The organism is Enterobacter sp. 725m/11 (genome assembly GCF_011683705.1).
Lineage (GTDB): Bacteria > Pseudomonadota > Gammaproteobacteria > Enterobacterales > Enterobacteriaceae > Enterobacter > Enterobacter bugandensis.
This window is the reverse complement of record NZ_JAAQOK010000001.1, coordinates 60147-84004: the sequence shown is the minus strand read 5'-3', so window position 1 is coordinate 84004 and position 23858 is coordinate 60147. Positions and strand designations below refer to the sequence as shown.

20 protein-coding genes are annotated in these 23858 nt (G+C 58.1%); 11 read left to right on the top strand and 9 right to left on the bottom strand.

Annotation, left to right across the window (positions count from 1 at the left end; translation table 11 throughout):
• Positions 1–63: 63 nt before the first annotated feature.
• On the top strand, positions 64–609 hold the full coding sequence (locus tag HBA26_RS00370) for a winged helix DNA-binding protein (protein ID WP_041909953.1): 546 nt from the start codon (positions 64–66) through the stop codon (positions 607–609).
• Position 610: 1 nt separating this feature from the next.
• On the opposite strand, the gene glgX is transcribed toward HBA26_RS00370, so the two are convergent.
• The 3 genes from glgX to treZ are packed head-to-tail and all read right to left on the bottom strand — an operon-like array spanning position 611 to position 6954.
• A complete protein-coding gene (gene glgX, locus HBA26_RS00365; protein WP_126345539.1) occupies positions 611–2686 on the bottom strand; it encodes a glycogen debranching protein GlgX in 2076 nt (691 codons plus the stop codon).
• A 15-nt stretch (positions 2687–2701) separates the two neighbouring features.
• Complete coding sequence (gene treY / locus HBA26_RS00360; protein ID WP_126345538.1) at positions 2702–5170, bottom strand: malto-oligosyltrehalose synthase; 2469 nt, start codon at positions 5168–5170, stop codon at positions 2702–2704.
• Entirely contained in the window at positions 5167–6954 is a 1788-nt protein-coding gene (gene treZ, locus HBA26_RS00355; protein ID WP_126345537.1) for a malto-oligosyltrehalose trehalohydrolase, read from the bottom strand. The genes treY and treZ overlap by 4 nt, the downstream gene beginning before the upstream one ends.
• 132 nt (positions 6955–7086) lie before the next feature.
• Between treZ and HBA26_RS00350 the strand changes: the two genes are divergently transcribed.
• The 4 genes from HBA26_RS00350 to HBA26_RS00335 all read left to right on the top strand — a co-directional run bounded on the left by HBA26_RS00350 (position 7087) and on the right by HBA26_RS00335 (position 10488).
• Positions 7087–7614 (top strand): GNAT family N-acetyltransferase, encoded by a 528-nt coding sequence (locus HBA26_RS00350; RefSeq protein ID WP_041909946.1) that lies wholly within the window; start codon positions 7087–7089, stop codon positions 7612–7614.
• Between the two features lie 77 nt (positions 7615–7691).
• Positions 7692–8444, top strand: coding sequence for a 5'-nucleotidase, lipoprotein e(P4) family (locus tag HBA26_RS00345; RefSeq protein ID WP_047365145.1), 753 nt, complete (start codon positions 7692–7694; stop codon positions 8442–8444).
• A 141-nt stretch (positions 8445–8585) separates the two neighbouring features.
• Positions 8586–9572 carry an MBL fold metallo-hydrolase gene (locus HBA26_RS00340; RefSeq protein ID WP_126345536.1) on the top strand — a complete coding sequence of 329 codons (987 nt, stop codon included), beginning with the start codon at positions 8586–8588 and terminating at the stop codon, positions 9570–9572.
• Between the two features lie 4 nt (positions 9573–9576).
• Positions 9577–10488 (top strand): LysR family transcriptional regulator, encoded by a 912-nt coding sequence (locus HBA26_RS00335; protein WP_126345535.1) that lies wholly within the window; start codon positions 9577–9579, stop codon positions 10486–10488.
• Here HBA26_RS00335 and HBA26_RS00330 read toward each other — a convergent pair.
• Positions 10479–11363, bottom strand: coding sequence for a LysR substrate-binding domain-containing protein (locus HBA26_RS00330; RefSeq protein ID WP_126345534.1), 885 nt, complete (start codon positions 11361–11363; stop codon positions 10479–10481). The two genes, HBA26_RS00335 and HBA26_RS00330, sit on opposite strands and share 10 nt — an antisense overlap.
• A 113-nt stretch (positions 11364–11476) precedes the next feature.
• On the opposite strand from HBA26_RS00330, the gene HBA26_RS00325 reads away from it, so the two are divergent.
• Complete coding sequence (locus HBA26_RS00325) at positions 11477–12964, top strand: UbiD family decarboxylase (protein WP_126345533.1); 1488 nt, start codon at positions 11477–11479, stop codon at positions 12962–12964.
• Positions 12965–12988: 24 nt separating this feature from the next.
• On the opposite strand, the gene HBA26_RS00320 is transcribed toward HBA26_RS00325, so the two are convergent.
• The 5 genes from HBA26_RS00320 to opgC are packed head-to-tail and all read right to left on the bottom strand — an operon-like array spanning position 12989 to position 17095.
• A complete protein-coding gene (locus HBA26_RS00320; protein ID WP_069732941.1) occupies positions 12989–13414 on the bottom strand; it encodes an ATP-binding protein in 426 nt (141 codons plus the stop codon).
• Entirely contained in the window at positions 13415–13753 is a 339-nt protein-coding gene (locus HBA26_RS00315) for an STAS domain-containing protein (protein WP_028013194.1), read from the bottom strand. It abuts the gene before it with no gap.
• Positions 13743–14957, bottom strand: a complete 1215-nt coding sequence (locus tag HBA26_RS00310; RefSeq protein WP_126345532.1) for a SpoIIE family protein phosphatase — start codon at positions 14955–14957, stop codon at positions 13743–13745. The genes HBA26_RS00315 and HBA26_RS00310 overlap by 11 nt, the downstream gene beginning before the upstream one ends.
• Before the next feature lie 9 nt (positions 14958–14966).
• Complete coding sequence (locus HBA26_RS00305) at positions 14967–15866, bottom strand: hypothetical protein (RefSeq protein ID WP_126345531.1); 900 nt, start codon at positions 15864–15866, stop codon at positions 14967–14969.
• 11 nt (positions 15867–15877) lie between these two features.
• Positions 15878–17095, bottom strand: coding sequence for an OpgC domain-containing protein (gene opgC, locus HBA26_RS00300; protein ID WP_048999590.1), 1218 nt, complete (start codon positions 17093–17095; stop codon positions 15878–15880).
• A gap of 280 nt (positions 17096–17375) precedes the next feature.
• Here opgC and HBA26_RS00295 point away from each other — a divergent pair, with 280 nt between their 5' ends.
• Genes HBA26_RS00295 through HBA26_RS00275 form a run of 5 tightly spaced genes read left to right on the top strand, consistent with a single transcriptional unit; the run spans position 17376 to position 23854 of the window.
• Positions 17376–19193 (top strand): cellulose synthase catalytic subunit, encoded by a 1818-nt coding sequence (locus HBA26_RS00295; protein WP_126345530.1) that lies wholly within the window; start codon positions 17376–17378, stop codon positions 19191–19193.
• Positions 19190–20509 carry a DUF3131 domain-containing protein gene (locus tag HBA26_RS00290; protein WP_126345529.1) on the top strand — a complete coding sequence of 440 codons (1320 nt, stop codon included), beginning with the start codon at positions 19190–19192 and terminating at the stop codon, positions 20507–20509. Before HBA26_RS00295 ends, HBA26_RS00290 begins: the two co-directional genes overlap by 4 nt.
• On the top strand, positions 20506–22053 hold the full coding sequence (locus HBA26_RS00285) for a DUF3131 domain-containing protein (RefSeq protein ID WP_126345528.1): 1548 nt from the start codon (positions 20506–20508) through the stop codon (positions 22051–22053). The genes HBA26_RS00290 and HBA26_RS00285 overlap by 4 nt, the downstream gene beginning before the upstream one ends.
• Positions 22038–23432, top strand: coding sequence for a DUF3131 domain-containing protein (locus HBA26_RS00280; RefSeq protein WP_126345527.1), 1395 nt, complete (start codon positions 22038–22040; stop codon positions 23430–23432). Before HBA26_RS00285 ends, HBA26_RS00280 begins: the two co-directional genes overlap by 16 nt.
• Positions 23429–23854, top strand: a complete 426-nt coding sequence (locus HBA26_RS00275) for a globin (RefSeq protein WP_166720723.1) — start codon at positions 23429–23431, stop codon at positions 23852–23854. The genes HBA26_RS00280 and HBA26_RS00275 overlap by 4 nt, the downstream gene beginning before the upstream one ends.
• Positions 23855–23858 lie beyond the last annotated feature (4 nt).

Sequence of the window (23858 nt, the reverse complement as noted above, 5' to 3'; positions counted from 1 at the left end):
ACAAATTATCAATAAAATGTTCTTATTTTATCGACGAGTTTACATTTCTGGCTAAGGAACGTTATGACCTCGAAAAAGAGTGCTTCACCCGATTGCAACGATATCAACGATGGCCGGATCGTCTCCTCCCGCCATCTGGTGTCGGAGCGCTGCGCGGAACTGTCAGAGCTGGAGTACGCGCTGATCATGACCGGCAACGCGTTTAACAAGTGGATGGTGCGCTGCATGGCCGCAGCCGGAGAGCCGGATATGGGCGCTTTTGACGTCTCGCTGCTGCATCACGTGAACCACCGCGACCGCAAGAAAAAGCTGGCCGATATCTGCTTTGTTCTCAACGTGGAAGATACGCATGTAGTGACATATGCCCTGAAAAAGCTGGTTAAAGCGGGCTACGTGACGAGCGAAAAAGCGGGTAAAGAGCTCTTTTTCTCCACCACGGAGGAAGGGAAAGCGTTGTGCATGAAGTACCGGGACGTGCGCGAAGCGTGTCTGATCGCCATTCATGCGGAGAGCGGCATTTCCGGGAAATCGATCGGCGAAACCGCGCAACTGCTACGCGCGATCTCCTCCCTGTATGACACCGCCGCCCGCGCGGCGGCATCCCTCTGAACTACGGACGTCTGAACAGGGTAATGCTGCGTCCGGCCAGTTCGTACTCTACGGTTTCGGTGAACGCTGTCCCGGCGGCAGCGTCATCCGCCGTAGAAAACTCCAGCACCCATCCCCCTTCGCCAAACTGCGGGATCTGGAACGGCACGGTGCCTTCAAACGGATTGAACAGCATCAGCACGTCGTGCCAGATGCCGTCCTCCTGCTGAAGATCCGGCCTGCTGATGGAGACCCCGAGCGTTGAGCCTTCATCCCACTGCTCGGCCTGCTGCGGACCGCCTCCGGCATTGAACCAGCGGATCTCCAGCCCATCGCGCCAGCTCTCACGACGCAGCAGCGGCTGCTGCGCGCGCAGGGCAATGAGCCGGCGGGTGAACTCGCGCAGCGCCGCGTCGTTTTCAGACAGCCCCTTCCAGTCGATCCATGAGATCTCGCTGTCCTGGCAGTAGCCGTTGTTGTTGCCCTTCTGCGTGCGGCCAAACTCGTCCCCCGCCAGCAGCATCGGCGTACCGTGGGAGAAAAGCAGCGTGGTCAGGAAATTACGCTTCTGCCGTTCGCGGGTGGCGATAATGTCCGGGTTCTCCGTCGGCCCTTCTTCGCCATAGTTGTACGACCGGTTATCGTTATGCCCGTCGTTATTGTCCTCACCGTTGTCGACGTTGTGCTTCTCGTTGTACGACACCAGGTCATTCAGCGTAAAGCCGTCGTGGGCGGTGATAAAGTTGACGCTGGCCCACGGGCGACGCCCGCGCAGGTCGTACAGATCCCCGGAGCCCAGCAGACGCGCGGCAAAGTCCGTCGAGACGTTGTCCCCCTTCCAGTACTCGCGCACGGTATCGCGGTATTTGTCGTTCCACTCTCCCCAGCCTGGCGGGAAGCCACCGACCTGATAGCCGCCGGGGCCAATATCCCAGGGCTCGCCAATCAGCTTGAGCTTAGAGAGCACCGGATCCTGGGTAACGGCGTCGAAAAAGCCCCCGCGCGGATCGAACCCCTCAGGCTCGCGGCCCAGAATCGTCCCCAGGTCGAAACGAAAACCGTCAATGTGCATGGATTCGGCCCAGTAGCGCAAGGAATCCATCACCATCTGCAGCACGCGCGGGTGGGAGGTATTCACCGTGTTCCCCGTCCCGGTGTCGTTAATGTAATACCGGTGCTGGTCCGGCAGCGTGCGGTAGTAGCTGTAGTTATCAATGCCCTTGAATGAAAGCGTTGGCCCCAGCTCGTTACCTTCCGCCGTGTGGTTGTAGACCACGTCCAGAATCACCTCGATGCCCGCGTCATGATAGGCGCGCACCATGTCGCGAAAGCCCTGGATCCCCGCCGGGCCATAGTAGCGCGACGCCGGAGCAAAAAAGCCGAGCGTGTTATAGCCCCAGAAGTTCTTCAGGCCACGGTCGAGCAGATGCTGGTCGTCCGGGAACCAGTGAACGGGCAGCAGCTCCACCGAGGTAATGCCCAGACTCTTGATGTAGTCGACCGAGGCTTTATGTCCCATCCCCTCGAACGTCCCGCGCAGCTCGGGCGGGATGTCCGGGTTCATCTGGGTAAAGCCCTTCACGTGGCTCTCATAGACGACGGTATGTGGCCAGGGCACGTTTGGCCGGTTGTTGTCCTGCCAGTCGAAAGCGTTCGGATCGATAACCTTGCATTTCGGCGTGAACGGCGCGCTGTCCCGCGTATCGAAGCTAAGATCCAGTTCGTCATGCCCCAGCTCATAACCGAAATGGGCGTCGTTCCAGTCGATATCGCCCACCAGTTCACGGGCATACGGGTCAATAAGCAGCTTATGCGGGTTAAAGCGGTGACCGTTTTCCGGATCGTAGGGGCCGTAGACGCGATAGCCGTACAGCGCACCGGGTTTCAGGTCAGGCACATAGCCGTGCCATACCTCATGGGTATACTCCGGCAGCTCCAGCCGGGCGATTTCTGTTTTCCCGGACGGGTCAAACAGACAGAGCTCCACCCGCTCCGCGTGCGCGGAGAACAGCGCGAAGTTAACGCCCTTCCCGTCATAATTCGCCCCCAACTGCTGGCCATGACCGGCCCGAATTTCAAACGTAGTTTCCTTTGCCATTTTCGTTCTCCACGATTATTCGCAGGTAAGCAGAACCAGTACACATCCCTTTTCTGACGTTAAATCCAGCGTCTCTTGCAGAATGCGGCTTTCACCGCTGAACAGATCCCGATAGCGCTTCCCGGCCAGTTCGTCGGGTATCGCTACCGTGGTATTGACCCACAGCTGATGATTATCGGTGATGCCAAAAACCAGACGCGGCACGGCAACGATCAGCGCCTCCTCGTCTTTAACGCGCGCATAGACAATCAGGTTCTCCTCGCGCTCACCGGAAACCTTGAGCGGCAGCCAGTCGCCGTAGCGGAAAAGCGCGTCGTAATGTGGTCGAAGCCGCAGCAGCGTGGCGGTGACAAACTGCTTTACCCTGCCGTCCCGCCAGCACGCCGGGTGTTCAAACACTGAAGCATCCGCCGCGCTGAGGTTTTGCACCAGCGCGTTGAAGTCCGGCTCCCGCCGGTTATCCGGGTCGACGAGGCTAAAGTTGAGCGCCTCGCTGCCCTGATAGATATCCGGCACGCCGGGCGCCGTCAGCTTGATGACCGTCTGGCTGAGGCTGTTCATCAGCCCGGCGCGGATAAAGGGCTGCATCGCCTCGCTGAAATCGTGCAGGAACGGGGCGTTATCCGGGGAAAGCAGATGCCGCGCATAGCTCAGCACCACGCTCTCATAGCTCTCGTTGCTGTCGATCCAGTCGGTGCGCTGCTTCGCCTCGCGAAGCGCTTTCTCAAGGAAGCCGAGGAAACGCGTCTCCAGCGATGCAAGCCCTTCGGCATCGTCAGGCGACAGCGTGGCGGGCCAGACGCCCGCCAGCGCCTGATAGATCATCCAGGTATCGGCGGCGTTCGGCGCGGTGCCGTCGTTGAGAAAACGCACCTGGGTCTGGTTCATCTGCCGCCAGCGGGCGAGATTTTCTCCCCAGCGTTCCGGCGCCTCCGTCAGGGTGTAGAGCCGCGCCCGGGCATCTTCTCCGCGCTTGGTATCGTGCGTGGAGGTGCCCAGCAGCGCGTCGGGCTGACGGGCGAGACGAATGCGCATCTCCTGGTGAAAGCGGGATAACGAGAACGCGCGCGGTGTCGGGTCAGCGCCCACTTCATTGAGCGCAAGCTCAAGGTTCAGACGAAAAAACAGCGTATCTTCCACCGACTTCGCCATCAGCGGCCCGGTCAGCTGCTGGAAGCGGGTTCTGAAAAGCGCGGCGCAGTCGCGGCAATCTTCCGGCAGATCGCCGGTAAGAATGCGGACAATCAGGCTCAGGGCCGCTTCGGACGTATTTACGCCGGCGACCACGCGGCTAAGCAGCGCCACGTCAGGTGGGGTTAATCCCTCGCGAGTGCCGTAGGTGCGGTACACCGGAAAGGCGATAAGCAGCTCGCGCAGCGCGTGGCGGATCTCCTCGCGCAGCAGCGCAACGTCATTGCGGCGGGCCAGATCGTCCGCAAGGTTTAGCAGCGTGGTGAACTCGCCCTCAAAATTACGATCGGTCATCAGACCCTTGGCATCGCGCAGTTCGGCGTGGCGATCGACCGAGACGCCCAGCGTCTCGTCGTGGATTGTCTCCAGGTGCGAGAGGTTATCGTCGTCGACCAGCACCTCCGCCAGCGAGGCGATAAACTCGTAGCCGGTGGTGCCGGAAACCGGCCAGTCGGTGGGGAGCTGCTCTCCCTTCGCGAGAATTTTTTCGACCGTGATGTAACAGTCAGGTCCGGCTGCCTGCCGCAGCTTCTGCAAATAACCCAGCGGATCGGCCAGGCCGTCAATATGGTCAATGCGCAGGCCGTCAACCACGCCCGCGTGAACCAGCTCAAGAATGAGACGGTGCGTATCGTCGAAGACCGCCTCGTCTTCAACCCGTACGCCTACAAGACCGGTGATCTCGAAGAAGCGCCGCCACGAGAGCTGCTTCGGCGCTTCCCGCCAGGACATCAGCCGCCAGCTCTGCGCCTCATGAAGTTCGGTGATGCTTTTATCCTCGCTGTACGTGCCCGGATTAAGCGGGTACGCCGTGTCGTAATAGACCAGAGAGGCTTTATTCGTGACAGGGTCACGTTTTAACGTAATGGCACCCTTCTCCAGCTCCGCCTCAAAGGTGTCGCCGAGAAACGGCAGCGTAAGCGGGCGCGACGCGTCGATATCGAAATAGCGGAAATAGCGGCTCTGCTGGCCGTATTCAATCACGTCCCGCCACCAGGCATTTTCCAGCGAGGTGGACATATGGTTCGGGACAATATCCAGAATCAGCCCCATGCCAGCCTGCCTGAGCGCCGCGGCCATGCGGTCAAACCCTGCCCGACCGCCAATCGCGGGGTCAATTTCATTCGGGTTGGTCACGTCATAGCCGTGGGTGGAACCCGTTGTGGCGGTAAACACGGGCGAGGCGTAGAGGTGACTGATGCCGAGGTCTTTCAGATACGGCACCAGCTCGACAGCGCGGTCAAACGTCATGCCGTTGCGGAACTGAATACGGTACGTGGCGGAAGGGATCATAACGATGCGTCTCCATCAGCAAAGCGAACGACAATACTGTTCGGCGGCAAAACGTCGTTTACCTCCGGCCAGGCGAAGCGCGTCTCCCCTGCGAGCGCGGGCACGTCGACAGGCTTAGGGCCAATATTGAGCGCCAGAGAGAGCGTCCCGGACGGGAAGCGCCAGCTCACCGCCACCATGCCGGGCGCGGTCTCGATCGCCTTGCCCTCAACGATGCCGCCCTGATGCAGAAGCGGAACGATATAGCGATGGCGCAACGTCAGCAGGTGGCGGGTGAAGCGCAGCCACGTTTTCCCTTCGTCGGTAGCAATCTTATGCCAGTCGAGTTTTGAGCGAACGAAGGTGTTAACGTCGTTCGGATCCGGGACGGCTTCATCGTGCCCGGCGTGGCCGGTAAACTCTTTCGCGCGCCCTTCCCGCACCGCTTTTGCCAGGTCGCCGTGAAAATCGGTGAAGAACAGGAACGGATGCGTTTCACCGAACTCCTCGCCCATAAACAGCAGCGGGATATGGGGAGAGAGCAGCAGCGCGGCAAGCAGCACCCGCGTCCTGTCGGCCCCCGCCAGGGTGATGAGCCGCTCCCCCTGGGCGCGATTGCCGGTCTGATCGTGGTTCTGAATGAAATCGACGAAGAACTGCGGCGGCTGGGTACGGCACTCCACCCCGCGAGATTCCCCGGTTTGCAGCGAAATCTCGCCCTGGTAGACAAACCCTTCCGCCAGCGCACGGGCGAACTTTTTCTCCGGCTCACACGCAAAATCCTGGTAGTAGGCGTGCGTTTCGCCGGTGGCAAACACGTGGGCAGCATTGTGGAAGTCATCATTCCACTCGGCGGTGAACAGCGGCGTGTTGCCCTGTTCATCGCGCGGATGCAGGAAAATCACGTTGCGGCTGTCTTCCGTGGTCAGGTGAACGTGACGGTGCGGGATCGCCTCGCGGATCTTCGCGGCAATCTCCTCCAGAATGTGCGTCCCGGAGCTGTCTTTAATCTGGTCGATGGCATCAAAGCGCAGGCCGTCCAGACGGTACTCCGTCAGCCAGTAGAGCGGTGCGTCGGTGATGTACTGCCTCACCGGCTCGCGCTCGTAAGCGATGCCGTTGCCCCACGGCGTCATTCGATCCGCATCAAAAAACGCGGGCGACAGCAGAGGGAGATAATTCCCCTCCGGGCCGAAGTGGTTGAGCACGATATCCAGCACCACGGAAAGCCCCAGCCCGTGCGCGGCGTCGATAAACGCGTGAAAATCCTCCGGCGTGCCGTAGGCAGCGTGCGGGGCATACAGCAGCACGCCGTCGTAGCCCCAGCCGCGGGTTCCGCCAAACTGGGAAACGGGCATCACTTCAAGCTGGGTGATACCGAGCTCCGCCAGATAGGGCAGCTTGTCGATGGCCGCCCGGAAGGTGCCCTCCGGGGTAAAGGTGCCGACGTGGAGCTCGTAAATGACCGTCTCTTCCCACGGCCGCCCTGCCCAGTCCTGGTTAACCGGCTGATAGCGTCGGGGATTGATAACAACCGATGGCCCGTTAACGTCGCCCTTTTGCGCGCGCGATGCCGGGTCGGGTACCGTCATGCCGTCCTGCAGGACAAACTGATACTCTGCACCGTGCGTGACGCCGGGGACGTCTGCCTGGAACCAGCCGTGCCCCACCGCCGTCATCGGCACGTCGGTGGCAGCCAGACGTAGCGTAAGTTCTTTCTGTCCTTCTGCCCAGACGCGAAAACGTACCACGTCATCGGAAATAAACTCAGCACCCCACTGCTTTTGAAATGTCCTGAATTCCATTCATTGTCCTCGAATGACCCACATTTTACGCGGAACGAAGTACAAGCTTAGTTCAGGATCACAAGTGCGTGAGCTCAGCGGATTTAACCGCGTCGTCTATTCTTTATGAAATAACTCACTATCGGGAATACTATGCAGATTCGAAAAGGATTAAATACGGACCTCGTCCGTCTTGAATGTTGTGACTTTTCTTTCACCATTAGCCACATTGCGCGAGAGCCCTTTATCCATTGTGATTTGCATATTGAAGCCGTCGCCGAACCCTGGATAAAAACCTACGAACTCGACATCCAAACGCTTGAAAACCATTGCGTTAATCCGGACGCCATATTTCTTGTTGCGGAAACCGATGACGGTGAATTAGCCGGATTTATTACCGCGTCAATCGGCTGGAATAAATTTATTTCAGTGGATTATATTGCCGTTGATCGCACCAGACGCAGAACCGGCGCCGCGCAAAAATTAATGGCTGCCGCGCACGTGTGGGCCCGCAGCGTAAACGCGCCGGGATTACGCCTTGAAACACAAAATGTGAACGTCTCCGCCTGTCTGTTTTACCGTAACTACGGGTTCACCCTGGGCGGGTACGATCGGTATCTCTACAACGCCTTACCGGAAAAAGACGAGGTCGCCCTGTTCTGGTATTACATGCTGGTGTAGCGCCGCTGCCTTCATATTTCTGTCATTGAACTTCATTACGCTTTCGGGATTTTAACCACGGTGTTGAGGAAAGAAGTGTGAATTCAATGGCTAAGGCATTACTGCTGGCATTACCCGTTTTGAGTGCAGCGGCGACGGCCGCTGAGCGCGAGCTGTGTGAACCCAAAGCGTACGAAATGGCGCTGCGCTATCAGCAGAAATCGGCTGAGATTCTGGCCCTTCAGCTGCAGACGTATCGGTTTGCCACCGAGCGTTTCAACGAAAAATTAAAAGATCTGAAAACACCTGAAAATTACGCTGTGGTGATGGACCTGGATGAAACGGTGCTGGATAACACCCCTCTGCTGGTGCGCGACATGGCGCAGTGTCACGACTATACGAAATGGGATACCTGGAGCGACTGGGAAAAACAGGGAAAGCCCGGCTTAATCCCGGGAGCGAAGGCGTTTCTTGACCATGTGAATCAGAGCAAGGTCAGGATCTATTATGTTTCGGATCGTATGCAGGAAAACAAAGCCGACACGCTGAAGACGTTAAACGCTCTCGGCCTGCCGCAGGTGTCTGACGAAAGCGTGCTGCTGGATACGGTCAGCAAGGAAGAGCGCCGTCAGAGCATCCTCAAAAAGCAGCAGATCGTGATGCTGTTCGGCGACAGCCTGCCGGACTTCGCCGTACAGTTCAAAAACAAAAAACCGAGCGAGCAGCAGCGTGAACTGGTTGAGGCCAGCGCGGAACACTTCGGCAACGACTGGATTGTGCTGCCTAATGCCGCTTATGGTGCCTGGTCCAGGGCCACGCTGGATAGCTGGAACGCACCGCTGAAAAAATAACGCTTTACGGGCCGGGAAAGGCTTCACCACCACCCGGCTGTTGCGCTGTGCTATTTATCTCGTTTATAGGTCCTATCATTTCTGAGCAGGTTCTTATAATTTTACGGAGCAGTAAGATGAGCGCTTTCAAAGGAGACTCGTATGCTTACCGTGAAAAAACTTGCTCTTTCCACGCTGATTTCCAGTTCATTGCTGTTCTATCCTGCGCTGCAGGCCTCGGCCGAAACGCCGCAGCACGTCGTTAAACAACCAGCGGGCGGTTACAGCGTGCAGGTCGGTGACGTTTTGGTAACGTCGTTTACGGACGGGACCGTTGCGCAGGATCTGCACAAGCTGCTGCGCCGGACAACGCCGCAAAACATTGATGCACTGCTCGCGAAAAACTTTCAGACAAACCCGGCGGAAGTGTCCATCAACGCCTTCCTGATTGCGATGCCCGAACACAAAATCCTGGTGGATACCGGCTCGGGCCAGCTCTTTGGCCCTGGCAACGGCGGACGTCTGATTGAGAGCCTCGCCACCCAGGGAATCAAACCCGAGGACATTACTGAAGTCTTGCTGACCCACGCCCATTCCGACCACGCGGGTGGCCTGGTGAAAGACGGCAAGGTGGTGTTCAGCAACGCGCGCGTTTTCGTTGGCAAACCGGACATCGACTTTTTCTTTAACGACGACAATCAGAAGAAAACCGGCTACGGCAAGAGCTACTTCGATGTCGCACAGAAGACCTTAAAACCCTATCTTGACGCGGGTAAAGTGGTGCCGTTTAGCGGCACATCGGAGATTCTTCCGGGACTGACCGGCACGGTTCATCCCGGACACACGCCGGGTTCAGCCTTCTACACGCTGACAAGTAAAGGCGAGAAGATCACCTTTGTCGGCGACATCATTCACGCAGCGGCGGTCCAGTTCCCGCAGCCTGCGGTGACCATCACCTACGATGAAGATGAGAACAAAGCGGCAAGCGTACGCGAGCATGCGTTCGCTGACTTTGTGAAAAATAAAGACCTTATTGCCGCGCCCCATCTGCCTTTCCCGGGCATCGGCTATGTGACGAAAGGTGAGAAAGGCGGCTATGCCTGGGTCCCTGTTACCTATACCAACCGGGACGCCAGCGGCGCGAAGTAGAGTGATGTCGCGTATATCTGACATGGACATCGACCTGCTCCTGGCGCTGGACGCCCTGCTTCAGGACAGGAACATCACTCATGCGGCCACGCGGCTGGGCATCAGCCAGCCCGCGCTCTCTGCCCGACTGGCGCGTCTGCGCACGCTCTTTGGCGAACCGCTGTTTATTCCCTCCCCACATGGACGTGGGGTGTTACCCACACCGAGAGCGGAGGCGTTGAGGCCACAGGTTGAAAGCGTGCTACGCGGCATCCGCGCGATGTTCGCTCCCACCACGTTTGAGGCGCAAACCAGCAGCCGGACATTTGTTATCGCGCTGCATGAAAACCCGGCGCTGATGCTCGGCACCGCGCTGCTTAACCAGGTGAGTACCGATGCCCCCGGCATCCGCCTGCGCTTCGCCCTGCCGGAGATGGTAGACCTGCCGCAGCAGCTGGAAAACGGTGATGTGGATATCTACATCGGCGTGAGCGCGGGCGCCCATGACGGATGGGTGAGGCGCAAACTTCTCGACGACGCGTTTGCCACTGCCCAGCGCAAAGCTCATCCGCGTGGAACAGGTCCGTTAGATTTGGAAAGCTACTGCGCGCTTTCCCATCTGGTGGTGTCGTCGGCGGGAGATCCCTTTACCGGATTTGTCGACCAAACCCTCGCCGGGCTGGGCTATCAGCGACACGTTGCCATGTCCACCCAGAGCTACGCTATGGCGCCTGCGCTGGTTGCCGGTACCGACCTGGTATGTACCCTGCCGGAACGGATGCTGAAGCAGTTTGCCAGCATACTGGATATTTTCCCACCGCCGCTGCCGCTCCAGCCGATTACCATCAACATGTACTGGCACCCGAAAAACAGCCAGGATCCGGCGAACGCCTGGCTGCGCGGGCAGCTGCTGCGGGCCGCCGGACGTCAGGTGTGATCGAGCGTGACCAGAAACTTTTTAAGCACTTCTGAACGAATAATCCGGTGGCAAACCAGGGTGAGTTCGCTCTCCCGCAGCCGGTCGAGGATGTCCACGTAGACGACATTCTCAACGCTCACTGCCTTTGCCGACACGGGCAGCAGCGCCAGCCCAAATCCGGCCGCAACAAGGCTTATCACCGTGGGCACGTCGGTCGCGTTTTGCACCACGTCCGGCTGAAAGCCCGCGCCGCTGCAGGCGTCATAGAAGTACTGCTCCAGCCCCATTCCCTCCGGATCGCGCAGCGAGATCCATTTTTCGTCTTTCACCGACGAAAGCGTCAGCGCGGACGATCCGGCGAGCGGATGCTGACGAGAGAGCGCCAGCACCGTTTTCTCCGAGGTGAACGGCCGGCTTTGCAGATCGTCAGGCAGCGACGGCAGCGGCGCGCGGATGATGGCCACGTCCAGCTGGTTGCTCTGCACGGCGGCGTAGAGCGTCTGCACATTTCCCGTCATCAGGGACATGGTAATGGCCGGCCAGCGGCTGTGCATCTGGCGCAGCGCGGCGGGTAGCCTGCCGTCAAACATCGCACTCGACACGCACCCCAGGTTTAACTCCCCCTGCTCGCCCCGTGCCGTTTGTCTGGCATCCAGCACCGCCTGCTCGGTCAACGAGATGGCAAGCCGGGCTTTGACCAGAAACGCTTCGCCCGCGGGCGTCAGGGTTAAGCGGCGGTTCGCCCGGCTGAAAAGCGTGACGCCTAAACGTTCTTCCAGCGCCTTTATCTGCTGGCTCAGCGCCGGTTGGGCGATGTTCAGATGCTCGGCGGCCCGGTGCATGTGGAGCTCTTCGGCAACGACAATGAAGTGGCGCATCTGACGAAACTGCACGAGACGTCTCCCTCTATTGATATAAATTTACTTATCAATTTAACAGAAATGATGAAATTGATGCTATTGGTCTTTGCCATAAAAATGGAGGTATTCAACCGAGGGAGGAAAATATGGAAAACCAAGTCAACGATCTCCGCAGCGCCATCGCCTTACTGCAGCGCCACGAAGGCCAGTATATTGAAACCGATCATCCGGTCGATCCCAACGCGGAACTGGCGGGTGTCTATCGCCATATCGGCGCAGGCGGCACGGTCAAACGTCCGACCCGCACGGGTCCGGCCATGATGTTCAACAGCGTTAAGGGCTATCCGGGCTCCCGCATTCTGGTGGGCATGCACGCCAGCCGCGAGCGCGCGGCGCTGCTGTTAGGCTGCGAACCGTCTGATCTGGCAAAACACGTTGGCCATGCGGTGAAAAAGCCGGTCGCACCGGTTGTCGTTCCGTCCTCGCAGGCCCCCTGCCAGGAACAGGTCTTCTATGCTGACGATCCTGACTTCGATCTTCGCAAGTTGCTTCCGGCACCGACCAATACGCCAATTGATGCCGGTCCGTTTTTCTGCCTGGGGCTGGTGCTGGCAAGCGATCCGGAAGACAGCTCGCTGACGGATGTCACCATTCACCGCCTCTGCGTGCAGGAGCGCGACGAGCTTTCCATGTTCCTTGCCGCCGGGCGACATATCGAAGTCTTCCGTAAAAAAGCGGAGGATGCCGGAAAACCGCTGCCGGTGACGATCAACATGGGTCTCGACCCCGCCATCTATATCGGCGCATGCTTTGAGGCCCCTACCACGCCGTTTGGCTACAACGAGCTGGGCGTCGCCGGGGCGCTGCGCCAGCAGCCGGTCGAGCTGGTGCAGGGCGTTGCGGTCAAAGAGAAAGCCATCGCACGGGCGGAAATCATCATCGAAGGCGAACTGCTTCCGGGCGTGCGCGTAAGAGAGGATCAGCATACCAACACTGGCCACGCGATGCCGGAGTTCCCGGGCTATTGCGGTGAGGCGAATCCCTCCCTGCCGGTGATCAAAGTGAAAGCCGTGACCATGCGCAACCACGCGATCCTGCAGACGCTGGTGGGACCGGGGGAAGAACATACCACGCTGGCCGGACTGCCGACCGAGGCCAGCATCCGTAATGCCGTTGAAGAGGCAATTCCGGGCTTCCTGCAAAACGTCTATGCCCATACCGCGGGCGGCGGTAAGTTCCTCGGCATATTGCAGGTGAAAAAACGCCAGCCGTCAGACGAAGGACGCCAGGGCCAGGCGGCGCTCATCGCCTTAGCCACCTATTCGGAGCTGAAAAACATTATTCTTGTCGACGAAGATGTGGATATTTTCGACAGCGACGACATCCTGTGGGCGATGACGACGCGCATGCAGGGCGATGTGAGCATCACCAATATTCCGGGGATCCGCGGCCACCAGCTGGATCCGTCCCAGTCGCCGGATTACAGCACCTCGATTCGCGGCAACGGCATTTCCTGCAAGACGATCTTCGACTGCACGGTGCCGTGGGCGCTGAAGGACCGCTTCGAGCGCGCGCCGTTTATGGAAGTGGATCCACGTCCGTGGGCGCCGGAGCTGTTTGCCGATAAGAAATAAAATCACGCGCGTATGGCCCGTATGTCATACGCGTATTTTCTTTTCAAGCGTGGCGATATTTTCACCCGCCACGCGTTCAACAGTGAAACGATCGACGCTCAGCAATATGAGCATTAGCCCCCTGCCGCTCTCCAGCAGCGGCGACATTTCGCAGAAACGGTCTCGCCGGGCGATCTCAAGACGCTCCTGCGGGAACGCGTCACCCGCGTCGATAAAAACAAGGCTGACGTCATTGCCGCGGATGGCGAACTGTACGCTAAAGACGCACGAATTATCCTCATGAAGCGCGTAGCGGATGATATTCGTTGCCACTTCACAAACGGCGAGATCGAAGGCGAAACGCCACTCGTCATCGACGGGAAGCGCGCTCAGCCTGTCTCTCAGCCAGTCGGACAGCGGCGTCAGGGACGCGATCGCCGCCGGAAATTCAGCATGCTCTGGCCTCTGCATCTACTGCCCCAGCTGCGCAAGCGCGCTATGTTTATCCGGATAGATACGGAAGATGCGATCCATTCGGGTCAGGGTGAACATGTTCATGATCCCGGGGTTCAGAGAGCACAGCGCCATGTCGCCTTTCCCGTTCATCAGCTTAAACAACGACACCAGCATCCCCAGCCCGCTGCTGTCGATGAAATCCACTTTGCTAAAGTCGACGATTAAGGCTTTACGATCGCTGCCGATTTCCTCCGTCACGGACGCTTTAAACGTCGCAGCAACGGAGGCGTCCAGCCGTCGGACCGCGGGCGTGAGAATGTTGGCATGCGGTAATCGTTCGGTGTTAATTATCATTCTGTTCTCCCTGACGCTCAATCACGAGCAGTGACACGTCATCGGTTAAGGCGATCGGTTCATCACGGTTTGCATTGCGCCAGCCGGTCAGGTGGTCACCGAACCGCGGCAGGAGCTGGTCAACGGGGAGCCGGGCATGCTCATGAAGCCAGCGTTCGAGACGTAGCGGGCCAAACTGCTCGCCGCTGACGTTCTCACACTCGGTAATACCGTCACTGAATAAGCATAAGCGATCCCCCGGATGGAGGGTAAACGCGACGTCTTCCCAGCTCAGATCCGGGATTAGCCCGACCGGCGGTCCGCCATCGCCCACGGACGTGACGGCGCTGTCCGCATTCACAATGAAGGGAGTAGGATGCCCGGCCTGGCACAGCCACCCTTCACCAGTCTCTGGATCGATCACGCCGTAAATGAGCGTGAAATAACTGGTGATGTCGCTCTCTTCACCGCAAAAGCGGCTGTTCAACATCCTGACAACCTCTGCAGGTGACTGAATCCCCCCCTCTTCGGTAAACAGAAAGCGATCCACCACCCGGCCATGTAAAAACTGGCGAGCCACCGCGAGGGACATCATCGCGGCCCCCACGCCGTGACCCGAGACATCAACGCAATAGAATCCCAGATGTGAATCCAGAGGGAAAATATTGAACACATCGCCCGAAACCCAGGCTGACGGCAGGAAAAGCCAGTCGGAGAAGTAGTCGCCATAGCGTAAGCGGCGTGAAGGCAGCACCGAGTGCTGAACTCGCGCAGCCAGTTCCAGATCTTTTTCAATCTGATGCAACGCTTCACTCAGGCGCTTGTTGTGCGCCGCGAGGGTCGCCTCCAGCGTCAAAATACGGACCCCGGCATGGAGCCGCGCCCGCAGTTCAGCCTGCTCAACGGGCTTACTCAAAAAATCATCCGCTCCGGCATCAAACCCCTGCGTCACGTCCCCGGCATTCTCGCGGGCCGTCAACAGGATGATATACACGTAGCGGCCAAACTGACGGTTGCGGATGGTCTGACACAGCGTCAGTCCGTCCATTTCCGGCATTTCCCAGTCGCTTATCACCATGCTGACCGGCTGGCTGGACAAGATTTCCAGCGCGTCGACACCATTTTCCGCCTCGCTCACGATATATCCCCACTGGGTGAGCATTCGGGAGAGTAACCGACGATAAATCAGCGAATCTTCAACGATTAACACGTGCAGCGCCGACATACATCCCTCCTAAAGCGGTAAGAACCAGATGAGGCTCAAGGTCCCTTCCCTGAATTTTGCATTCCCGTCGCCGTGCCCCGGATAGCGCGTTCCTGCATAGTTCGCGTACTGGATGGAGAACGAACCCGGCGTATAGCCGGCATAACCGAAGCTGTAGCTGTAATCGCCGTTCCAGGGCTGCTGCTGGCTGCTGTCCGGGAACCAGAATGCCGTCGCGCGAACGAAGAAATGTTGTTTGAAGGTGTAGCCGCAGCCGCCGAGCATGACGTTTTTATTTTTGCGGATGTCATCGCTGCTGAGGTCGTAGTAGCGCGGTACCCAACTGTACCCGACCTGGCAAATGATGGAATCCCCTTTATTAATCAGGAGCGTGTTTTCAACCGGTTTCGGTAGCGAAAACTTATAGGCCAGAGTGAAGGCGCCCTGTTCGAAATAGGTGTGTCGTCGGCTGCCCGATGTCCAGAAATGGTTATCGCCGTAGTTGCTGTAAACCAGACTCACGGTGTTGGCGTGCCAGTCATCGTAGCCGAAGCTGTAGCGAAAATCGGCGGTGTAGCGGCTGGTGTCTCTGACCGGCAGTCGGGACGTAATGTTGGCAAACCAGAAGCTGTAGGGGGAATACTGAAGGCTGAGATTCAGCGTCTGGTTAATCTTTTTCTTTTCCGTGGCGGTGTCTGAACTGTTAGGAATGCTCATCCACTGCTCTTTCAGTCCCGAGCTAAAGCTCAGCGCACCTGAGAATTTCTTGTCGTTACCCGAGAACAGGCGCCCCCAACGGCTGGTAAAAACGCCTGCCTGAACGGGTTCACCGTTCTTATCGCGCAGGGTTTCTTTATCACTGCTTTGCGCCGCCTCCGCGGCGGGTATCGCGGCGAGCAGCACGCCCGCCAGAAGCCATTTTTCGCGCATAACCGCCATCCTTAGTTAGGTATCCAGCGTGCGCCGACGTCGTATTTTGCCATCAGCCACAAAATACCCAGTGCCGCCGCATGCACTAACGTGTTCTCTATCCAGGCGTGACGCCATAAATCGAAGGTGATGAACTGACTCACCAGCAGCACCACGTAAACATGCAAAATAAAGGTATAGAGCGAGTGCTGCCCTAGCGGGATGAGGAACCATCCCAGCAGGCGGTTGAGCGGCGTCCAGCAATACGTCAGCACCAGGTAGACGGTGACCATCAGGGCGATATCGTTCAATACCCGCACCGGGCCCAGCCCATTCTTCGCCGCCCAGGTGTGATAAAACGAATTGAAGCTGTCAGGCGGGATGACGTGCATCAGCAGCGCGGGCGGCATAAACGGGTTGGTATGGTTCTGGGCAACAAATCCCAGCACCAGTGACACCATGACCAGCGCCACCACCACCCCTTTGCCCGGGGGCGTCCGGGCGAACGAGAGCAGTTCGGCTTTATACCAGCCGCTGGCCATGCCCAGCACAAAGATGAACTGCCAGGCGAGCAGCGGGAAGGCAAATTCGAATTCCGACGGCGTCAGCCGGAGCGGCCACCGCTGCCACAGGCTGTACACCAGCAGCGACAGCCCTAACAGCCACCAGACTTTTCCTTTCTGCAGCATCCCTAAAAATAGCGGACTGAGTAGCAGCAAAAAGATATACAGTCCGAGAATTTGCGTCTGGTGGGGGCCGATCTGCAAATAGAGAATAATGTTGAACCAGGTCTCTTTAATTTGCGGCGTCACAGGATAAAGCGACCAGCTTTGACCTGAAAATCGGTCGGTAAAATGGGTGACCTCGAAAACGTTAATATGTGGGATATAGGCCAGCAGAATAAACGACACTATGATAATGATATTTACGCGATATATTTTCCATGCCCTGAGATAAAGGCCCCAGGAAACCGTAAGCAAAACCACTTTTTGCAGACGCGCGCGATTCAGCATTCCCAGCATAAACCCGGAGAGAATGACAAAGCCTTCTGCACCTGTTGTTAACCCAAAACGCTCCCAGGAGAATATATTAAATATCGACATCACCTCCGTATGCGCCACGACCATCATGACGAGGGCAATGCCGCGCATAAAGTCAATTCTCAGGTCACGGGCACCTGCAACGGAATACCTCCATGTTATTGATTTAGCGTCATCTTCTTGCGCAACCGACGGCGCAACATGGCTCATAGGGTGTCCTTTGCCTGAAAACGAAAATTAAGGTCTAAATAAAGTAGATAGTCTAAAGGAATAGTAACTGCAATTTATCACCGGCAGATGAAACATATTAAGCAGAATTAAATCCAAATTAACCACCACTTCATATTAATAAAAACGACGCTGGACACTTTTATTCGGCGTTCTACACTTATCTTAAATCTTGTTTACTCGCTATTTTCTTTCGCTTTTGGGCAACTGTCTGCGCAGCAGAATGGGTCTGCATTTTCACGGAATCAGGAACGCCGGAACTATGGATTTTTATTTTTCCCGTTTTGAACATCGTCGTCCTCCGGAACCGTTAACAACACCTCGTTGGGTCATGATGACCTGGCAGGTATTAGCGGTCGCGGCACTTATTCTGGGTGCAAATTATATTTACTGGCGCTGGACCGCCTCCCTGAATACTGACGCACTATGGTATGCCATACCGCTGGTCCTCGCCGAAACGCTGGCGTGGATAGGGACCGTGCTGTTTACCATCAACTTATGGAAAGAACAGGATCCCCCCCAGTGTCCGCCCCCCGGCGAAATTAACGAATGCCTGTTTCCGGAAGAGGCCGTAGAACCCCGTCCTGTTAAAGTGGATTTGTTCATTGCCACCTACTCGGAAGACACCGAGCTGGTCAGGCTGTCCATTCGCGACGCCCTGAAGATGGCCTACCCGTACCCGATTGACTACCGGATCCACGTGCTTGATGACGGCCGCCGCCCGGAGATGAAAGCCGTCTGCGACGAGGAAGGCATTAACTATATCAGCCGCCAGACCAACATCGGCTTTAAGGCCGGCAACCTGCGCAACGGTCTTGAGCAAACCGACGGTGATTTCATTGTTATCTGCGACGCCGATACCCGCGTATTTCCCACCCTGCTCAGCCATACGCTGGGCTATTTTCGCGATCCGGACGTGGCCTGGGTGCAGACGCCGCAGTGGTTCTTTGACCTTCCGGAAGGAGAAAATCTTTCACGCTGGGGCCAGCGAAAAGCCGGAAAAGTGGGCTATGGTCTGGGCTGGCTGATTCAAAAGTGTGTTGGCCCGGTCACCGTAGGCCGCGACCCGTTTTTTAACGATCCGCGCATGTTCTATGACGTGATCCTGCGGCGGCGCAACTGGGCTAACGCGGCTTTCTGCTGCGGCGCGGCCTCCATCCACCGGCGGGAGGCGGTCATGCAGGCCGCGCTGAGAAGCTACGTCTGGTCCGTCGAAGAGGAGATCCATCGCCACACCCGCGACATCCGCGATGAAGAAACCCGCGAAGCGCTGCAGGAGGCGATGCGCCCGCACGTGGCGTTTGACACCGAGCTCACCCCCTACAAATTTCACGTCTCCGAAGATATTTACACCTCGGTGCTGCTGCACGGTGACGCCGCGCGACGCTGGCGCTCGGTCATGCATCCGCGGGTGGAGTCGAAGATGCTCTCTCCGCAGGATATGCTGACCTGGATGATCCAGCGCTTTAAATACGCCGCCGGCTCGCTGGATATTTTGTTCCATGACAATATCTTCAGCCGTCGCCGCTTCCGGCTTTCCCTCCCTCAGACGCTGATGTATGCCACCACCTTCTGGTCTTACATGGCCTGCGTGTGGAACACGGTATTTTTGATTTCGCCCATTATCTATCTGTTCACCGGCATTCCGCCGGTATCCGCATGGTCGACGCCGTTCTATCTCCACTTTCTCCCCTTTTTTATCTTCTCTGAACTGGCGTTTATGTTCGGGACATGGGGGATCTCGGCCTGGGACGGCAGGGCCTCTTACCTCTCCTTCTTTTCCATGAACCTGCGCGCGCTCAATACCGTGCTGCGGGGCGAGCAGATCAAATTTCACGTCACGCCAAAAGAGCGGCAGACGGGCCGTTTTCTCTACCTGGTGAAGCCGCAGATTGCCATTGTGGTGCTGACCCTCGCAGGGCTTATCTGGGGCGGTATTCAGGTGGCGCGTGGACAGGTGGACGACCCCTCCGGCTACGTCATCAATATTTTCTGGGGAGGGGTGAACATCGCCGCCATGCTGCCGCTGATTTTCGCGGCCATGTGGACGCCCGCCGAAGAGGATGAGGTCACCCAATGAGGATACGTGATGCCCTGCTGCCCGCGCGCAGCTACCTCACCATTTTGCTCGGGTTCCTGCTCGGCTTTGCCATTGTGGTCTGGGTGGAGAAACAGATGCCCACGCGCGTGGAAAGCAGCGGCGGCATCGCGCTCAGCAAAGACTTCCCGCCGCTGCCTGCGAAACGCGCCCTGACCTATGACGAAGCCATCTGGGCGCGGGTCGCCTGGCAATACTACGTGAATAATACCCAGCCAAACGGGCTGGTGAATGCCAGCGACGGTGAACCCTGGCTGAGCCTCTGGAGCGTGGGAAGCTACCTGTTGGCGACCGCTGCCGCAGAGCAGCTCAACATTATTTCCGCCGATGAGTTCGACGAGAGGATCGGTACGGCCCTGTTCGCGCTGGGGCAGCTGCCGCTCAACGAGCGAGGCCTCCCAGCCGCGTATTACCATGCCGACACCCTGAAAATCCTCGGCAAACCCGACGCCTCGGCAATTGGGCTGAGCCGCCTGCTGACGGCGCTTCAGACCCTCCTGTGGCGCTATCCTCAGCACGCGGCGGCTATCCACGATCTCTTCAGCCTCTGGAACACCGGCGCTCTGATTGAACATAACGTCCAAAGCCAGGCGGCCGTGCCGCTCCATCACTGGACGCTGACCGATGACGAACAGCGGGACAGCTTTGGCTATCGTCTCTATGCCAGCCATACGCTGCGCCTGATTGACAGCGCGGCAGGCCTCGCGGTGACCAACCCGCCTGAAGGGCAAAAGATGATCGATCTGGACGGCGTGATGGTGCCGGATGAAGGGCTACGCACGCCCTGGGGCAAGCAAACCTCCCTGATCAGTCTCCCCTACCTGTTAACCGGCCTTGAGCTGGGCTTTGACGCGCAGAGCGCTGAGATTGCGTGGCGGATTATGCAGATCCAGCAGCGGCGTCATAGCCTGCGCAGCCCAAAACAGCCTGTCAGCACGGATTACGCCGAACCGGCGCCGGATTACGTCAACGATCTGCCGAACAGGCAGCCGGTACAGGCGCGCAACCTGCGCGACGAGGTGCCGGAGAAAGTGGCAATTACCTCCACCCGCACCGCGTTTGCCTGGTATGCCCTGTTCCGCAACAGCTGGAGCGAAGCGCTGCGCCAGCAGGTTCTGCCGCTTCAGGTACCGGGTAAAGGCTGGCAGCGCGGATTAAATCTTAACAACAGCGTCAATGCCGTCGTGGACGCCGATACCAATGCCATTGTGCTGGAAAGTCTGTCTTACATCGCGCATGGTCAGATGCTCTGTCTGGCCTGCCTCTACACTTCCCCCTCAGCAGGAGCAACGCCATGAAGCCACGATCCCCGATCCTTTTCCACCTGCTCACGGGAATAACGATCTGCTGGCTGGCGTTATCGACCGTGCGTGCGGACACCGAGCTTCCTGCATCAGGTTACTCCCCGCGCAGCGGCGAGCTGACGGTCCGAGAGATGACCATCGCGAAAAACGCCTGGCAGTATTTCGTCACCAACTATCAGCCCACGACGGGCCTGGTGAATGCGGTCAACAAATTTCCCTCCACCACCATGTGGGACAGCGCCTCCTATCTGGCCGCCCTGACGGCGGCGCGCGAGCTCGGGATCATTGATAAAGCGGAATTTGACCGCCGGATGCTGAAATTTCTCGCCACGTTAAACACCCTGGTACTGTTCCGCAACGAGCTGCCCAACAAGGCCTATAACACCATCAGCGCCCAGAAGGTGGACTACACCAACAAGCCCGGCGAAATTGGCTTCTCGGCGCTGGATATCGGGCGAATGCTGGTCTGGCTGAAAATCGTCAAAGAGCGCTATCCGGAATACGGCAACAGCATTGATAACGTGGTGCTCGGCTGGGATTTCAGCCACGCGATCGACCCATGCGGCACGCTGTACGGGGCCTATCTCGAGAACGGCCAGCCGAAGTACGTTCAGGAAGGTCGGCTGGGCTATGAAGAGTACGGCGCGGCCGGGTTCCAGCTTTGGGGGTTTAATACCTGTAAAGCCAGCCGTCCGCAGCCTTATGAGCTGGCCGAAATCTACTGCGTGCTGGTCCCGTACGATACGCGCGACCCGCGCAACACGTCGCAGCATAACTACGTGGTGACGGAATCCTACCTGCTCTACGGGCTGGAGTTCGGCTTTGATAAACCGACCGACCGGGATAACGCCCCGCGCGACTACTCCCTGACGTGGATGAAAAACTTTGCTGACCGCGTTTATCAGGCTCAGGAGAATCGCTATACCATTACCGGCGTCCTCACCGCGCGCTCCGAGCACCAGCTCGATAAGGCTCCTTACTTCGTCTATGACACCGTCTTCAGCGACGGATACAACTGGAACACCATTACCGATAAAGGCCAGTTCGTCCCCAACGCTGCCGCAATATCGCTGAAGGCGGCGCTGGGCATGTGGGTGCTGTGGAACTCCCCCTATACCGACCGCCTGCTGAATACCATTGAGAATGCCAACGAAGAGGGAAAAGGCTACTACGAAGGGCTGTATGAAAACGGTGACGGCCCGATCAAAGAGTTCACCGCGAACAATAACGGCATCATGCTGGAAGCCCTGCTGTTCAAGAAAGAGGGAAAACTGCTGGCCTTCAACACCGACAACCCAAAGAGCAAGGATTTTGCCCCCTCGCTGTGGGATCGCAAACTGCTCGATCAGTTTGAAGAGAACAACGCGCTGCGCAGCCGTCCGTTCCTTAGCAGCACACCGGCCATAAAAAGCTGGTGCGACCGGACCGGCGTCACGCTGCGTACCAAACCCGCCTGTCAGGCCTGTCAGTGCGCGTCATGCAGCGTGGACGAGCCCGTTAAACTGCCTCCGGTGACTGCGCAATGCTTAAAACCTTAGCCAGAGGGCTCGCGGGATTACTCCTTGCAGGCGGGGTCATCTTTGCCCTGTTTGGCCATCAGGGCGCAGGCTGGCGCTGGCTAATCCACGGCGGCTGGCACTCCAGCGCGCGTATCGCCGCCCTGACGCCGGAAGAGCAGACGTGGGCGACGATCGCCTGGCGCTATTTCGTCAATAATACCCAGCCGCAAACGGGTCTGGTCAACGGGAGCGACAAACAGCCCCGCGTCACGCTCTGGCAAATGGGCGATACGCTTATCGCCCTGCTGGCGGCAAAAGAGCTGGGGCTGATTGAGGACGCCGAGTATGACGCTCGCTTAACCCGTCTCATGGGCACCCTTAACCGCCTGATGCTGACCGATGCCCGAACGCCGGGTCGACTCTATTCCAGCCAGACGGCGACGCCAGTCGACTTTAGCGGCAAGCCCAGCAAAAACGGCTGGTCCGCGCGCGACATGGCGCGTCTGATGCTCGCCCTGCGCCTTACCGCAGAGCGGGAGCCGCAGTACAGCGAATACCTGGATAAAATTATCCTGCGCTGGAATTTCTGCCCGGTCATCGATAGCGAAGGCGAACTGTGGTCCTCTTCCCTGCAAAACGGTCAGCCGGTCGTGCGGGAGGAACTGCGGCTGGGCGAAAGTGAATATGCCGCGACGGCGTTTCAGCTGTGGGGATTTTCCCCGGATAAAGCATTTACGCCCCCGGCGCACCACGTCATCATCGCCCAGCGGCGTCTGGATGTCGATGCCCGCGATCCGCGCACCACGTGGCAGCCCTCTCTGATTACCACCCTTCCCTATATGCTGCCGGGCCTGGAGTTTGGCTGGGAGCCAGAAGGCGTTGCGGCCGATCTGCAACAGCGTCTGCGCAAGCAGGCCGAAAACGTCTGGCTAAGCCAGAAGACCCGCTGGGAGACCGATAAAATCCTGACGGCCAGGGCAGATTTCACGCTCTCTCAGGCGCCCTGGCATATCCAGGATACCGTCTGGGGAAATGGCTATGCCTGGAACTCTGTCGGAGACGATGGCCGGGACTACACCCGTTTCGCACAGGTATCGACTAAAGCGGTTTTTGCCCTGTGGGCGCTGTGGGATACCCCGTACACCGACGTGCTGATGACGGTCACCAAACACCTTAACGATCCGCAGAAAGGCTGGTATGAAGGCCGTCAGGAAGCCACGGGCGATACCAACGCTGCCTTAACCCTCTCGACCAACGCCACGGTGCTGGAAGCCCTTTTCTTTAAACACAACGCCGGGCCTCTGTTTGACGTGCGTCGGTCGAAGAAAGAGAGCTACTTCTCACGCCGTCTGGCGGAGCAATACACGCCCATCGGGCACTGTCTGCCGGGCGAAAGCACCATAAGGAGGACGCCGTGAAGTTCTATCGCGATCTGTTTGAATCCAGCCTGAACCGCGTCTTTCCGAATAATGAAAAAACCGCGTTTTTTCAGACGTTCTATGACGCCTTCGTCCATATGTCACCCGAAACCGAGGCGCATTTTTCTCGTCTGCCGGATCGGGAGGGCCAGCAGACCCTGTTTAAAAGCTTCTTCGCCATGCTTGCGGTCGACGGCGCCCTGATCGTCCCTGATTTTCTCGAGCGCCTGGCGCGGGAGCAAAGCGACGACGGCCTCCACCTTCCCCCGCGGTTTTTTGCCCTTTGGCGCGAAGCGATGTTGAACGCGGTGAGCCTGAGCGATCCGCAGTGCGACGATGAGATCCTCACCGCCTGGGCCATGGCGATCGCGCCCGGGCTGGAATACCTTCGCCGACAGGCAGAACTGCACTACCGCGCGTAGGGGG